Origin of the sequence: Metabacillus dongyingensis (assembly GCF_019933155.2) — a bacterium.
GTDB classification, from domain to species: domain Bacteria; phylum Bacillota; class Bacilli; order Bacillales; family Bacillaceae; genus Bacillus_P; species Bacillus_P dongyingensis.
Map to the genome: position 1 here is coordinate 2,517,688 of NZ_CP082944.1, position 14,074 is coordinate 2,531,761.

Genomic DNA, 14,074 nt, shown 5'->3' on the forward strand with positions numbered 1-14,074 from the left:
CAATCTTTTTTATGTATTCTTTGTCTGACTTTTTCCATTTTGATTATGATTCATAAGGAATCTTAAGTCAAAAGAAATTGCTGCCTTATTTGACATGGATGTATTAAAATACATCAAGTTGCTTCTAAAGGCCGGTATTTTTCTATCAAAAAACACCAAAATGAATAATTATCCACTTTGGCGCTCTTTATATAGCTTTACCATTACTATTTTCATTATTTAATCTAAAGCCATTTTCATAGCCGTTCTGTATAATAGCTCCGTTCCAATTGAGATATCCTCCATCGTTGAATACTCTTTAGGATTATGGCTGATACCGTCTTTACAGCGGACAAAGATCATCCCATACTCACATTCGTACGACATCGCTAATGAATCATGAAAAGGTCCGCTCATCAATTCAATCGGATTCAGTCCGATATGTGAACTCTCATTTTTCATTATCTTCATGATTCTTTCAGAGCAATACCGCGGTTCACTATTTGTATCTTCTGAAATGGTATAAGTTAATCCATGCAGTTCAGAAATTGTGTGGATTTTTTTTCTCAGCAGATTTTCAATAAAATCGCGTCTTTCAATCTCAATATCTCTTAAATCAATTGTAAAGCTGACTTTTTCCGGAATGATATTTCGCGAGTCTGGGAAGATTTTCATGCTTCCGACTGTACCGACTGTAGGCGCAGTGACATCCTCGCTTGTTAATTCATTAAGGGCAACAACAATTTTTGCAGCTCCTACAAGCGCATCCTGCCTCATATGCATGGGAACAGATCCTGCGTGTCCTGCAAAGCCCTCAAGTTCTACCGTCAGCCATAATGGTCCTGATATTCCTGTAACGATTCCAACAGGTGTATCTTTTGCTTCAAGAATCGGCCCTTGTTCAATGTGGAGCTCTATAAATGCGGAAATGCCTCCAGAAGGATATTCTGAGTCCTTAAATTTTTCGGGATCACATCCAAATTCAATCAATGCCTCTTTTCGAGTGATTCCACTTTTATCTGTCCGGTCTAACTCCCCTTCTTCCAGTTTGCCGAGGATACCCCTTACTCCAAACAACCCTTTATTAAAACGGCAGCCCTCTTCATCACAAAATGCGACGATTTCAATTGGCATATTGGGAGTAATATTCAGCTCTTTCAATGTTTGAGCGGCCTCCAGTGCACCTAAAACACCGATTACACCGTCAAATCTGCCTGCATACGGCTGTGAATCAATATGTGAACCAATCATTAATACGGGAGCTTCAGGATTCCTTCCTTCAAGCCGTCCGATTAAATTTCCAAAGTGATCAATTCTTGCTGTTAATCCTGCTTCTTCCATCCAGCCTTTTACTGTTTCGACTGCTTCTTTGTCTTCTGGAGACAGGGCAAGCCTGCAAACTCCGGTCTCACTGATTTTTCCTATCTGTGCAAGGGCATTTATTCTTTCTTCAAGCCGTGCTTTGTTTATTGTCAGAGTTTTATCAGCCAAAAATATTCCTCCTTAATAATTAGTAGAATATTCTGTATTAATAGTATAGGAAAAATCCTCTTATTACATGTTTCGTTATGTAAAAAGAATAATGATGAAATGTTACATTTTGTCCAGCAGAGTCTTTCGCTTGTTCTCTTTCATTAATTCATCAGCTTCGTTGTGCTTTTCTTTCCATACCTATAAAATAGTATATATAATCTAAATGACCACTGGAGGTTCCTTTCAGCTATGAAAGCAAGATATGAACTGAACAATATGAATTTGACACTCAGCAATGTCACATTACGTGATTCTGTAGATAGCTATGTTCTTTTGAAAGCTGCAGATGAAAATAACAATGAAGTAACGATTAAGCTCTCACACCATCAGGCAGAATTTCTTGAAGCAGAATTTAAAGACTTAAATCGCAGAAGAAAAAACAGCTGCTCGGGTTCCTCCCTGCATGAAAAGGATAAAACGGAAGATGAAGCTTATGATCTTTTTAATAACGAGTTCTTTAATGAGGAAAAGTAATCCTTTTTAAAATTAGTTAGATTCACACACAAAGCAAAAAAAGGTAAGTCATATTTGACATACCTTTAGTCTTTTTTTTCAATCATTACAGGTACCCCATTAAGGACAGCGTTTCCGGAAAGCTTATCTATTACTTGTTCATCCGTTAAAAGATTAACATTTACACCAGCATGTTTGCTTGCTGTCTGCAGACGAGTTCCAGTTAGGCTATGGCCCCATCCATGAGGCAGGCTCACCGTTCCAGGCATAATGTCTTCAGTAACGTGTACGATCACTTCTACTTTTCCTGTACGGGATTTCACTATAGCTTTATCCCCTTTTAGCAGCTTCAATTGTCCCGCATCTACAGAATGAACCCAAAGCGTGCAGCGGTTTTCTCCTTTTACGAGTACAGGAAGATTATGCATCCAAGAATTATTGCTGCGCAAATCTCTTCTCCCTACTAATAGCAATGTATCAGGTTTTGACTCTTTCATCATTTTACGCAGTCGCTTTACATCCTCTATTAATAAAGGTGCAGCCAATTCGATTTTTCCTGAAAGAGTTTGAAGGATTTCTTGAATCCTCGGCTGCAGTGCACCTAAATCGATGCCGTGGGGATGAGCCTGAAGCTTGGATAAGCTTAACCCATCGGGATTTTTTCCGAAATGTTCTCCATAAGGGCCTACACGCAGATAAAAATCCAGTAATCGTTCAGGGCCCCTTCTATCTATTAGCATCCCCATGATTTTGCTGCAGCCCTCCTCAAAAATTGGAGAGTTTGGATTCCTTATTTCATGTTTAATCAGCTGCTGCAGGGACATATCATCAAGAGCTTTAACAGGATCTCCGTCTATCGTTTGTTCACTTACAGCAGCCGCTAAGTGCAGAAGAATCTCCCATTCATCTTTTTTCTCTGCAGGCAAATCAAAAACCTTACTTGAAAAATGAGCGATATTTCTTATAGCAAAACCTGAGAAGATGAGATCATAGTGTGATCGTTCTAAGGGTGTCGGAATGGGGAGGAGCACATGTGCATGACGAGTTGTTTCATTTAAATAGCAATCGATACTGACCATGAATTCTGTTTTTTCCAGCGCATGCTGAATACGGCTGCTGTTTGGTGCAGATAATGCAGGATTTCCTGCGATGGAAATGAAAGCTTTAATTTGTCCGGATCCGGGTGTTTCCAGTTCTTCTGCAAGGCATGAGGCTGGCAGTTCATTTAATACCTCTGGTAAATTCCTAATTCTGCTTTTATAGCGGTCATAGCGAATTTTCCTGGCTTTTCCAGACAGCGCTCGTCTTGTTGCAGGTTTCGGGAACATCACACCTCCCTCCCTGTCCAAATTGCCAGTCAGCACATTTATTGCATCAATAAGCCAGCTGTTCATTGTACCGAATGCCTGTGTACAGGTTCCCATTCTTCCATAAACAATCGCTTTTGAAGATGCGGCTAAATCACGGGCAAGCTGACGTATGGTTTCTGATGGAATTCCGCAAAAAGAAGATACAGCTTCAGGAGTAAAATCTTGTGAAGCCATTTTCAGGTCATCAGCTCCATTAATAAGGTCTGTCAGTTTTCCAGTGTTGACCAAATCCTCATCAAATAATGTAAAAATCATCCCAAATAGAAACAAAGCATCTGTGCCAGGACGAATAAAATGATGTTCATCAGCTTGTTTTGCTGTTATTGTACGAACCGGATCGATGACAATCAGCTTTCCGCCGCGCTTTTGAAGTGCCTTCAATCTTCCTCTCATATTTGGAGCTGTCATTAAGCTGCCATTCGAAGCAAGCGGATTTGCACCGATCATGAGCAGATAATCTGTATGATCAATATCAGGAATCGGCAGATTTGCTTCATTTCCAAACATGATTTCAGACGAAAGCTGTTTTGGAATCTGATCTAGAGTGCTTGCTGAAAAAATATTTTTACTTCCCAGCGACCTCAGAAATATTGGTGTATACAAGGGACCTGATAGGTTGTGGACACTGGGGTTGCCTAAATAAACCCCTACAGAATCCCTGCCATGCTTTTTAATAATTGACCTCAGCCTGTTACTGATTTCTGTGAATGCTTTTTCCCATGAAACTTCCTTCCATTCCTGACCATGGCGCATCATGGGTTTACTTATGCGATCAGGATCTGAATGCAGTTCTTTTAAACTATATCCCTTTGGGCATAAATAGCCGCGGCTTAAAGGATCAAGCTTGTCACCTTTAATGTGAACAACTTCCTCTCCTTGCGTATGAATTTCCAGACCGCATGTAGCTTCACACAATGGACAAGTTCGATAATGAATGTTTACAGAATTATTCTTCGCAATTGGCAACAGGAATCACTTCTCCTTCCGCTTCATTCAAATAAGTTATCAGAAAACTTATGAATGATGAGCTGTCTTAAGGATTCAAAACGAGTTTCCCCTTGGTCATTCGTCCTTCTAATAGTTCATGAGCGCGTTTGGCTTCTTCTAAAGGCAACGCTCCTCCAATAACAAGCTGCAGCTTTCCTTCTCCTATATATTGCAATAATTCCTCAACACTTTCTTTATATAACTGAGGGTTTTTAAGAATATGCACTAACCAAAAACCTACAACACTGATATTGCGCTGCATAAGCACTGCTGGATCGAATAATGTTTCCTTTCCCCCTGCTCGGCCATAGATAACAAGTCTTCCATTTGGAGCCATGCATTTCAAACTATTTTTGAAAATGTCTCCCCCTACCATTTCCAGAATGATATCTGTCCCTTTTCCTCCAGTACTCGATAACACCTTTTTATGCCAATTATCTTCTGTATAATTAATCCCATCGTCAGCGCCTAAGGATACAGCAAGTTTCAATTTTTCAGAGCTGCTTGCCGTCGCAATAACCGCACCAGCACCCATCAGCTTCGCCAGTTGAACGGCTAATGTACCGACACCCCCTGCTGCAGCATGAACTAAAACGGTTTCGCCTTTTTGTATTTGTCCTGATGTTTTGAGGATATGATATGCGGATAACCCTTGCCCCAGTATGGATGCTGCCTGGTTAAAATCTACCTGATCCGGTATCTTTACAAGCTGAGATTGATCAAGGGAAGCAATCTCTGCATAACCGCCATCTTCTGTTAATGCAACAACACGGTCTCCAGGTTTAAAATTTGTTACTTCCGGCGAAACTTCGGCAACAATACCTGCAACCTCTGCTCCTGGTATATATGGAAGAGGTGTTTTTGCTAAATATTGACCATAACGGCGAGCGGTGTCTGCAAAATTCACTCCAGCTGCCTTCACCTTTATCAGTACTCCGCCCGCTTTTAGCGGGGGAACGGGTACATCAACTACTCGAAGTACATCTGGCTTGCCATATTCTTTAAATTGTATCGCTTTCATGCAGATTCATCTCCTTTTATGATCCGTTCAAAAAGATTTATTTCGTTTTTAAAAAATCTATAGCTAACGAAATCCAAATTACATACTGACTAGTTAGTATTTTATTATTATATAAATATTTATCAGATTATTCAATTAATATTTTAATGAACAGAAAAAGAGCTGCATTAAAGACAGCTCTGAGACAATTGCTATTCTATTAACAAGATACAACTTTCACAAATTTTCATTCTGCTGCTTTATTTCATCTCCGCTTAACATAATATTCGCTTCTTCCAGATTTCTGAGTTTATCAACAGAATCTCCTTCAATATCCCTTTGATTTGGAGGAGCATCATCTATTTCAGCAGTATTCTGTTTTCTGGCTGATGAGGCAGCAGAGAAATGTTGATCCTTTTTTCTTTCCATGATATCCAACTCCTTTTTTAAAAGGATTTGATAATATTAAGCAGTTTATACAAAAAAACGTTCTGCTTCATTTCTCAATTTCTGTAATAAATAGATTTCCTTATTTAGCCTATAGCATTTTTAAAAATTTAAAAGCTTATAGACAAGTTTTCCCGCGCATCAACATATAGATTAGAAAACATAGATTTGATTTGGAGGAGAAATTATGCGTTTTGTCTTAATAAAAAAGAAATGGATTTTAATTGGAGCTGCGCTCTTCGCACTGGCAGGGTTTGGCGGCTGGTATTACTTAAATCCTCTAGCCGACACTACTTTAAAAATGGAAAACAGCAGTATGAACTTAGAGATTCATATGGTTACTGGAGAATTCAAATCAAAAACAGCAGATGGCAAAGAAATTGAGGCTTACAGATGGGACCCAGGTACGATCTATATTCCTCAAGGAAAACAAGTTACATTAAATATTCATGGTGTGAATGGCAATGAACATCCATTTCGTATTGAAGGAACAGAAATTAAAGGTGTTGTCAAGAAAGGCTCTAAGACGGCAATTCCTTTAAAATTTGAAGAAGAAGGCATCTATCGTCTCATTTGCGATACACATTCGCATCACGGACAGGGCGTGCCGATGGTTGCATATATAGTTGTTGATTAATAGGAATAAAAAAAGAGCTGACATGAAGTGACCCCAAAATGTTAGACAGGTTTATCGTCATGCTGCTTTTATTTGGCAAGAGTCCGGTATTGTACCGGACTCTTGCTCTTTCATTTTGCCTTAATTCGTTTGTAATATAGTAAAACCCTACGCAAGCACTAATGTTTAATATTTCAAATTTATCGTCCACCGTATAGGTTGTATAGCGTTTGATAAAAGCACTTTTCCAGAGATATTGATACTTCAGGACCCATGCTTGCAACACCCCTATGCTGCTTCAATGAATTTAGCGATCGTATTATGTCCTTCTGTGCCTTCAAGATATCGCTTGAAGGCTATAATCTTTTCTTGCGCTGTATATTCAGGCCATAAAAAACTGCACCCCAAATGGTAGACCGTGACTATCATTTGGGGTGCAGTTCCACATCAGGCTCTTTTATTATTCTTTATCTTCTCCAAAAATCGCGATGCTTTGCCGATTTGTCACAAATTTAAGTCCATCCCATTTTAACACGTTCATCATGTATCCCAGTCCATCTGCACTGTATCTGCCTGCAATATTCTGATACGTATCCAGTTCATACATACCGTCCCGTTCAAAATCAACAGGGTACAGCCCTGACAGCGGAGCTACCCACCCCTCTACAGGGGCCTTTAAAGTGCCGTCTTTCTTGTAAATTTCATTCAGGTACTCTTTCCCTTTATACTGAAGATCAAGTATATATCGTTTAGCGGGCTTTAAGCTATCCACTTGTGCTTTGAATTGATCCAGATATAAAACTTCGTATTTATTGGATTCATTAAAAGCATCAGAGTCGAAAATCTGCTTGAAGCTTCTGTCCTTGTACGAAAATACATAGGCGAATATCATGCCGCCGCTGCCGCCGGAATCAATGACAACTAAGATATCGTCAATTTTATCGCCTGTAAAATCACCCAAAAATAAAGATGGATCATATCCTGCATTTTGTTTTAAGGGAATTTGCTGTACTTGGCCATTTCTTCCATCCTTAATATTAAGCGTGATATTGTTCAGATAAGAACTGTCAGGGGCAAGTTGATTGGCCGTCAAAAAAACAGTATCAGGAATGCCATCTCCTGTGACGTCTCCCCTTTCTTCTGTCACAATAAATCTGTCATACTCCGCAGCAGTATAGAATTCTGCGAAAAAAGCGCTGTTTCCTTTCATATTCGCTGCCTGGTGCCATGTGTTATGATTATTTTTTAAGATCATAACATAATGATCGCCTTTCAAACGGTAAGCAGCAGCTATTTCAAAAATCTGATCGCCATCTAAGTCCGCTGTAAAGATAGCGATACGACTATCAGGCTCGGTCAGCTCAAAGACCTCTGCCTCAGGCGGCAAAAATTGTTTTACAAGCGGCAAATAATGATAATTCTCACTCATTGTGCACCTCACATAAGAACATTTGTTAAACTATGATATGCACAGGCATGGTCAGTTAGGCAGAAATTAATAGAAGTAATATAAAACTTCATGTATCGTACTAAATATTGTCAAAGGATGAATGGTATGAAAAAAATCATTATTGTAGGTGCAGGCATATTAGGTGCCTCTGCTGCTTATCATTTAACAAAACTCGGGGCGGATGTGACAGTCATCGACCGTAAAGATGCAGGACAAGCAACTGATGCTGCGGCAGGAATAGTTTGTCCCTGGGTGTCACAGCGCAGAAATCAAGCCTGGTATAAGCTTGCCAAAGGCGGAGCGAGGTACTATCCCGAACTAATTGAAGAACTGCAAAAAGATGGAGAAACAGACACAGGCTATAAACAGGTTGGCGCGATTATCCTTCATCGTGAAGAAGATAAAATCAGGAAGATCCAAGAACGTGCCGTGAAAAGAAAAGAAGATGCACCAGAAATCGGAAGCATTACTTCTTTATCCAAAGAAGAAACAAAAAATAGCTTCCCTCCACTCTCAGAAGACTTTTTCTCTGTTCATATTGAAGGAGCTGCACGTGTAGATGGACGTGCCCTAAGAGACTCCCTTTTGAGGGCTGCCGTGAAAAAGGGAGCCTTTTATATTCATGGGAATGCTAAACTCCTATACGAAGGTGAACATGTTAAGGGAGTGTATGCTGATGATAAAAGTTTTTATGCAGATGAGGTCATAATCTGTGCAGGAGCTTGGGCAAATGAATTATTAAAGCCGCTTGGCTTGACCTTTAAAGTCACCTATCAAAAAGCTCAGATCGCCCATTTAAAAATGGAAGATGCAAATACGTCTTCCTGGCCGGTAGTCATGCCACCAAGTGATCAATATCTGCTGGCGTTTGATGAGCAGCGGATTGTGTCAGGAGCCACGCATGAAAATAATATTGAGGGGTTTGATACGAGAGTCACTGCCGGCGGCCTTCAGGAGGTTTTTAATAAAGCTATAGAAACAGCACCGGGTTTAGAAGAATGTACATTTCTTGAAGCAAGAACCGGCTTTAGACCATTCACTCCCGGCTTTTTGCCTGTTGTCGGATTCGTTCCTGGCTGGAGAGGCTTAGCAGCCGCCAATGGACTGGGAGCATCCGGGCTTACGATGGGACCTTATATTGGCCGTGAGCTTGCAAAGCTTGCACTAGGCATGGAGCTTGAAATTGATCTTAAGCAATATGAAATAAAAAATGCATTGGGGGATTGAATCTCCCTCTCCCTATGGGAGCTCTTCAGTACTAATCTCTAATTATTCTGTAACCTGTTCCAATTAATACTTCTTTCCCTGTTTGATTCCGAGAAACAGACCCCATTTAACTTTTTTGTGTCCCTCCATTTGTTCAATATTTTCAATCGTAATTCGATTTTTCTGTTCATTCACTCGTTTTGACGCATTTATTTCAGGCTAGAGACGATTTTTCTGCTCCAAACACAAGCTTTGACGCACTTTGTTCAGGGTGGAGATGATTTTTCTGTTCCAAACACATGCTTTGACGCACTTTGTTCAGGCCGAAGACGATTTTTCTGCTTCAAACACACGCTTTGACGCACTTTGTTTATGCTGGAGGCGATTTTTCTGCTTCAAACACAAGCTTTGACGCACTTTGTTCAGGCTGGAGGCGATTTTTCTGCTTCAAACACACGCTTTAACGCACTTTGTTCAGGTTGGAGGCGATTTTTCTGTTCCAAACACACGCTTTGATGCATTTTGTTCAGGCAGGAGACGATTTTTCTGCTTCAAACACACGCTTTGACACACTTTGTTCAGGCAGGAGACGATTTTTCTGTTCCAAACACAGGCTTTGACACACTTTGTTCAGGCAGGAGGCGATTTTTCTGTTCCAAACACATGCTTTGACGCATTTTGTTCAGGCAGGAGACGATTTTTCTGCTCCAAACACAAGCTTTGACGCACTTTGTTCAGACTGGAGGCGATTTTTCTGCTCCAAACACACACTTTGTTCAGGCAGGAGACGATTTTTCTGCTCCAAACACAAGCTTTGACGCACTTTGTTCAGGCAGGAGACGATTTTTCTGCTTCAAACACACGCTTTGACGCACTTTGTTCAGGTTGGAGGCGATTTTTCTGCTCCAAACACACACTTTGTTCTGGCAGGAGACGATTTTTCTGCTTCAAACACACGCTTTGACACACTTTGTTCAGGCAGGAGACGATTTTTCTGTTCCAAACACAGGCTTTGACACACTTTGTTCAGGCAGGAGGCGATTTTTCTGTTCCAAACACATGCTTTGAAGCATTTTGTTCAGGCAGGAGACGATTTTTCTGCTCCAAACACACGCTTTGACGCACTTTGTTCAGACTGGAGGCGATTTTTCTGCTCCAAACACACACTTTGTTCAGGCAGGAGACGATTTTTCTGCTCCAAACACAAGCTTTGACGCACTTTGTTCAGGCAGGAGACGATTTTTCTGCTCCAAACACATGCTTTGACGCACTTTGTTCAGGTTGGAGGCGATTTTTCTGCTCCAAACACACACTTTGTTCAGGCAGGAGACGATTTTTCTGCTCCAAACACATGCTTTGACACACTTTGGTTCAGGCAGGAGACGATTTTTCTGCTCCAAACGCACGCTTTGACGCACTTTGTTCAGGCTGGAGACGATTTTTCTGCTCCATACATTCGCTTTGAGGCATTTTTTTCAGGATGAAGATTCATGCAATGGCATCTCCTGTAAAGACAGACCGGATACATTCACTGGTCATCCCCCTTGAAATGTAATTTAAATTCCCCCTATCTTCGTTCCAATACTTACAGTAATTAAACCATCCATCATCAGCCTTTTCTTTTTATCATGCTCCAAATGATATCTGCTTTTATCCCCCGACAACTCAGCAAATTGCAGCGTTTCTAGGGGTGGCGTCAGGAAAATGCAAATTTACAACGTTAAGGAAATTCCTATATAAAAAGTCCAATTTCTCAATATTAAATTGAAAAGTTGGACTGTTTCATTACTCCAGAAAAGCGCCCGTTTCTTTGTGATTACTTATGTTTTATTACGAAGAAAATCCCCACCACTTCAAAATATTGATTTAAACATAGAAGGCTATATTAGTATACATTTTACTTAAAAAACAAACCGTATTTTAATCCTTACAGGAGAATAAAAAATAGACTTTGAAAATGTATTCCTCTAATAAAAGAATACTAATTTAATTTAATATAATTCTTTTTCTGATAAATAAAACAACAAACACCATAAATAGTAACGCCAACACTACATATGCCACATTGGAGTATACATCCATATAACCTACAATAGTTTCCCATGATCCCCCAACTGCAGCACCTATATTAACAAGAACAACATTCCAAATTATCGTTCCTAACGTTGTTAATACCAGAAATATTCCAAAATTCATATGTGCCATTCCAGCTGGTAAGGAGATTAAACTTCTAATTAAAGGGATAAAGCGACAGAAGAATACTGTCCACACCCCATACTTAGAAAACCAATTATTTGCTTATGAATATCTCCTTTTGATAGTCTAAGAATATGCCCCCACTTCTCAACAATTTTTTCTATTCTGTTTATATCAATAAGTAACCCGATGCCGTATAGAACGATGGCACCAGCCACTGATCCAATTGTGGAAGCCACAACCACCCCGAAAACATTTAAGTTTGTATGGGTAGTCATATATCCTCCAAATGTTAAGATGACCTCTGACGGAATCGGTGGAAATAGATTCTCTAACGTAATTAATAAGAAAATACCTATATATCCAAATTGCTCCATTATACTTGTAATCCAGCTTTCCATTTCATATTCTCCTTCTATTAATTATTATAAATTGTATTAAAATAACTCTTTAAACTTCCGATAAATGACCGCATCGATAATCTTATACAAGAAAAACATTCCAAAAAGTCCAATAGCATATGCAATAAAAATACTTTCTATCGTGAGTGTAATTAATGGATAAGGAAATAGCGTAAGCTCAAATATCCAGACTAAAATAGAAGCAATAACTGAAAGAAAAGTCCAACCAATTAAATAATAATGAGCATGCAAATTGAAGAACATCGTATTTTTTGATAGTGATAAAAATTCTTTGACCTTGAATTGATTGATTGCTTCTCTCATAGCATCTGCCTCGGTGTTGCCTTGCTTCATCAAATCTTGGACATAATCTTCTAGATAAGTTCGTAATTCCAGTTTGTCCTCTTCACTCATGACTAATTGATTTACATACACCTGCAGGTCATCTTGTTTCTTGTACATATTGTTCATTCGAATATGACTAATATAATTTAGCACGCCCCACAGAACGGCAATCGCAAACGAAATCCAATAACCAGCATGTACCCAAAGTGGATCATTTGAATACATTCGATCCAAGTAATTCGTTATGCAAAAAAAGATCGCTGAAAGTGATAGTATCCAGCTATATTTAATATCTCCGAGACTAAAAATTTTCTTTTTTTGCTGACTCATGATTTGCCCTCCCTTAAATAAACCGTTTCACCATTTCCATCACTTTTTTCCAATCACTTATAAGATGATCTAATAATTGAACACCCTCATCTGTAATCGCATAGTATTTGCGCCTACCTCCATGACTTTCCTTTCCCCATGAAGATGCGACTGCTCCCTGCTTTTCTAACCTTTTGAGCGACAAATAGAGTGTGGCTTCTTGAATTTCATATTCTCCGACTGTTTTATCCTTTATTGTCTTTGAAATCTCATAGCCATAGCTCTCTTTTTCCTTCACGACAGAAAGAATCAGCAGATCGATATTTCCTTTTAACAATTCTTTGTTCAATCCCATACACTCCCAACCAACTACTTAATATTATTTTATGTAAATTAAAAACCAGCAAGAAAATGCTGGTTTTAGTCACTAGAATAATCTTTATTATTACCTATTTTCTTTTTTTACCAATTTGGCCCTATAATGGAATAAAGAAGGACTATTACCATGTCAAGATCAAAAAAAAGATATACGGTAACCGTATATCTTAAATTAACCCAATTAATTTTAATCCGATGAAGACAAAGATCCAGCTGTCCAGCCTGTCCAAAATTCCGCCATGTCCAGGAAGCAGCTTGCCCGAATCTTTTACTTTGAAGTGGCGTTTTAAAGCTGATTCTACCAGGTCCCCCACTTGACCGGCAATAGAAACGACCAAAATGAGTAGAACCGTTTCACCGTAATTGTCAAATGGCTGAAAACTCATTTGCATAATAAGGCCAATAATAAGAGCAATGATGATGCCCCCGATTGAACCTTCAATCGTCTTATTCGGGCTTACCTTTTCAGCAAGCTTCGTTTTACCAAACTTTCTGCCGACAAAATAGGCTCCTGAATCAGTTGCCCAAATTGAGATTAAAACAGCTAACGTCCAGATAAGTCCTTCATCAATTCTTGCTTCTGCCAAAAACACAAAGCCAAATCCGATGTACAGAACACCGATCAGCAGTGTCCCAGCCTTTTCGATCGAATATTCAATATTAAAGACAGTGGATGTCAGGAAAAACAAAACGAGTGCCAGCAGCACTTTAATTTGGATAATCTCAAATGTTACATTCAAAAACGGAAGCAGCGGGAGAAATAACAGGACGATTCCTGCAAGACCTACAAAATATTTCGTCCCATATTTCCGTATTTTTATGATGGTAGTCAATTCATGAAAGGCAATTATGGCCAGTACCATTGCTAAATAAGTAAACCAGAATGCTCCAATGTAAAATGGAATCATGAATAAAATCAAGATAATAATGCCGGTGATGACGCGTTCTTTCATTTGTTACACTTCCTTATCTTTTTTTCCATTAGAATTGATTGTACTATAAAGATAAGAAAAACGAAAAACAAATCTGTATTTTTATATAGATGTTTCCTCAATTCCTATTAATATCCATCAAAAAAGACCAAATACACAAATGCACTTGGTCTTAGTATATGTAAATCAGTTTTCTTCTTCTTCATCCATCAATTCGTCAAATGCAGCAGATACTTTATCAAACTCATCGTCGCTCTCGATTGCAGTAAAATCTCCTTCTTCGTCTACTCGAAGGAAATAGATATCAATGTCTTCGTCAGTTTCCTGCTGGATTTCTTCTACAAACCCGACTGCAACATATTCTGTGCCTTCAACTGTTAATACCCCAAGAACTTCTACTTCCTGCTCCTGATCGTTCTCATCGCTGATTGTGAAAATCTCGCCTACTTCAATTTTATCCATCGTAAAATCT

At 39.2% G+C, this 14,074-nt stretch carries 12 protein-coding genes and 1 pseudogene; 3 read left to right on the forward strand and 10 right to left on the reverse strand.

Going from position 1 to position 14,074, the window contains the following annotated elements:
• Positions 1–219: 219 nt before the first annotated feature.
• On the reverse strand, positions 220–1,470 hold the full coding sequence (locus K8L98_RS12535; protein ID WP_420828848.1) for a M20 family metallo-hydrolase: 1,251 nt from the start codon (positions 1,468–1,470) through the stop codon (positions 220–222).
• Positions 1,471–1,701: 231 nt separating this feature from the next.
• Here K8L98_RS12535 and K8L98_RS12540 point away from each other — a divergent pair, with 231 nt between their 5' ends.
• Positions 1,702–1,986 (forward strand): hypothetical protein, encoded by a 285-nt coding sequence (locus tag K8L98_RS12540; RefSeq protein ID WP_223443027.1) that lies wholly within the window; start codon positions 1,702–1,704, stop codon positions 1,984–1,986.
• 65 nt (positions 1,987–2,051) lie between these two features.
• Here the strand turns inward: K8L98_RS12540 and K8L98_RS12545 are convergent, their stop codons facing one another.
• The 3 genes from K8L98_RS12545 to K8L98_RS12555 form a co-directional block, all read right to left on the reverse strand.
• Positions 2,052–4,301 (reverse strand): molybdopterin-dependent oxidoreductase, encoded by a 2,250-nt coding sequence (locus tag K8L98_RS12545; RefSeq protein ID WP_223443030.1) that lies wholly within the window; start codon positions 4,299–4,301, stop codon positions 2,052–2,054.
• A 67-nt stretch (positions 4,302–4,368) separates the two neighbouring features.
• Positions 4,369–5,343, reverse strand: coding sequence for a quinone oxidoreductase family protein (locus tag K8L98_RS12550; protein ID WP_223443032.1), 975 nt, complete (start codon positions 5,341–5,343; stop codon positions 4,369–4,371).
• Positions 5,344–5,559: 216 nt separating this feature from the next.
• A complete protein-coding gene (locus tag K8L98_RS12555) occupies positions 5,560–5,751 on the reverse strand; it encodes a hypothetical protein (RefSeq protein ID WP_223443034.1) in 192 nt (63 codons plus the stop codon).
• A 205-nt stretch (positions 5,752–5,956) separates the two neighbouring features.
• Between K8L98_RS12555 and K8L98_RS12560 the strand changes: the two genes are divergently transcribed.
• Positions 5,957–6,406 (forward strand): cupredoxin domain-containing protein, encoded by a 450-nt coding sequence (locus K8L98_RS12560; RefSeq protein WP_223443038.1) that lies wholly within the window; start codon positions 5,957–5,959, stop codon positions 6,404–6,406.
• Positions 6,407–6,845: 439 nt separating this feature from the next.
• Here the strand turns inward: K8L98_RS12560 and K8L98_RS12565 are convergent, their stop codons facing one another.
• On the reverse strand, positions 6,846–7,595 hold the full coding sequence (locus K8L98_RS12565) for an FG-GAP repeat domain-containing protein (RefSeq protein WP_420828866.1): 750 nt from the start codon (positions 7,593–7,595) through the stop codon (positions 6,846–6,848).
• A 345-nt stretch (positions 7,596–7,940) separates the two neighbouring features.
• Between K8L98_RS12565 and K8L98_RS12570 the strand changes: the two genes are divergently transcribed.
• On the forward strand, positions 7,941–9,062 hold the full coding sequence (locus tag K8L98_RS12570) for an NAD(P)/FAD-dependent oxidoreductase (RefSeq protein ID WP_223443044.1): 1,122 nt from the start codon (positions 7,941–7,943) through the stop codon (positions 9,060–9,062).
• A 1,965-nt stretch (positions 9,063–11,027) separates the two neighbouring features.
• On the opposite strand, the pseudogene K8L98_RS12580 reads toward K8L98_RS12570, so the two are convergent.
• From K8L98_RS12580 to K8L98_RS12600, 5 genes and pseudogenes are all read right to left on the reverse strand, one after another.
• Positions 11,028–11,638: pseudogene (locus tag K8L98_RS12580) on the reverse strand (DedA family protein).
• Between the two features lie 36 nt (positions 11,639–11,674).
• Positions 11,675–12,313, reverse strand: coding sequence for a hypothetical protein (locus tag K8L98_RS12585; RefSeq protein ID WP_223435144.1), 639 nt, complete (start codon positions 12,311–12,313; stop codon positions 11,675–11,677).
• Between the two features lie 13 nt (positions 12,314–12,326).
• Positions 12,327–12,641, reverse strand: a complete 315-nt coding sequence (locus K8L98_RS12590) for a PadR family transcriptional regulator (protein WP_223435146.1) — start codon at positions 12,639–12,641, stop codon at positions 12,327–12,329.
• 196 nt (positions 12,642–12,837) lie between these two features.
• Positions 12,838–13,623, reverse strand: a complete 786-nt coding sequence (locus tag K8L98_RS12595) for a phosphatidate cytidylyltransferase (protein ID WP_223435148.1) — start codon at positions 13,621–13,623, stop codon at positions 12,838–12,840.
• 165 nt (positions 13,624–13,788) lie between these two features.
• The gene (locus K8L98_RS12600) at positions 13,789–14,064 is read right to left on the reverse strand and encodes a DUF1292 domain-containing protein (protein ID WP_223435150.1); all 276 of its coding nucleotides are present in this window, start codon (positions 14,062–14,064) and stop codon (positions 13,789–13,791) included.
• Between the last annotated feature and the right edge of the window lie 10 nt (positions 14,065–14,074).

What these genes read in the sequence shown, in the direction of transcription:
- K8L98_RS12540 (WP_223443027.1), top strand. Translation starts at nt 1,702, where the DNA reads ATGAAAGCAAGATATGAACTGAACAATATGAATTTGACACTCAGCAAT.
- K8L98_RS12550 (WP_223443032.1), bottom strand. Translation starts at nt 5,343, where the DNA reads ATGAAAGCGATACAATTTAAAGAATATGGCAAGCCAGATGTACTTCGA.
- K8L98_RS12555 (WP_223443034.1), bottom strand. Translation starts at nt 5,751, where the DNA reads ATGGAAAGAAAAAAGGATCAACATTTCTCTGCTGCCTCATCAGCCAGA.
- K8L98_RS12560 (WP_223443038.1), top strand. Translation starts at nt 5,957, where the DNA reads ATGCGTTTTGTCTTAATAAAAAAGAAATGGATTTTAATTGGAGCTGCG.
- K8L98_RS12565 (WP_420828866.1), bottom strand. Translation starts at nt 7,595, where the DNA reads ATGAAAGGAAACAGCGCTTTTTTCGCAGAATTCTATACTGCTGCGGAG.
- K8L98_RS12570 (WP_223443044.1), top strand. Translation starts at nt 7,941, where the DNA reads ATGAAAAAAATCATTATTGTAGGTGCAGGCATATTAGGTGCCTCTGCT.
- K8L98_RS12585 (WP_223435144.1), bottom strand. Translation starts at nt 12,313, where the DNA reads ATGAGTCAGCAAAAAAAGAAAATTTTTAGTCTCGGAGATATTAAATAT.
- K8L98_RS12595 (WP_223435148.1), bottom strand. Translation starts at nt 13,623, where the DNA reads ATGAAAGAACGCGTCATCACCGGCATTATTATCTTGATTTTATTCATG.
- K8L98_RS12600 (WP_223435150.1), bottom strand. Translation starts at nt 14,064, where the DNA reads ATGGATAAAATTGAAGTAGGCGAGATTTTCACAATCAGCGATGAGAAC.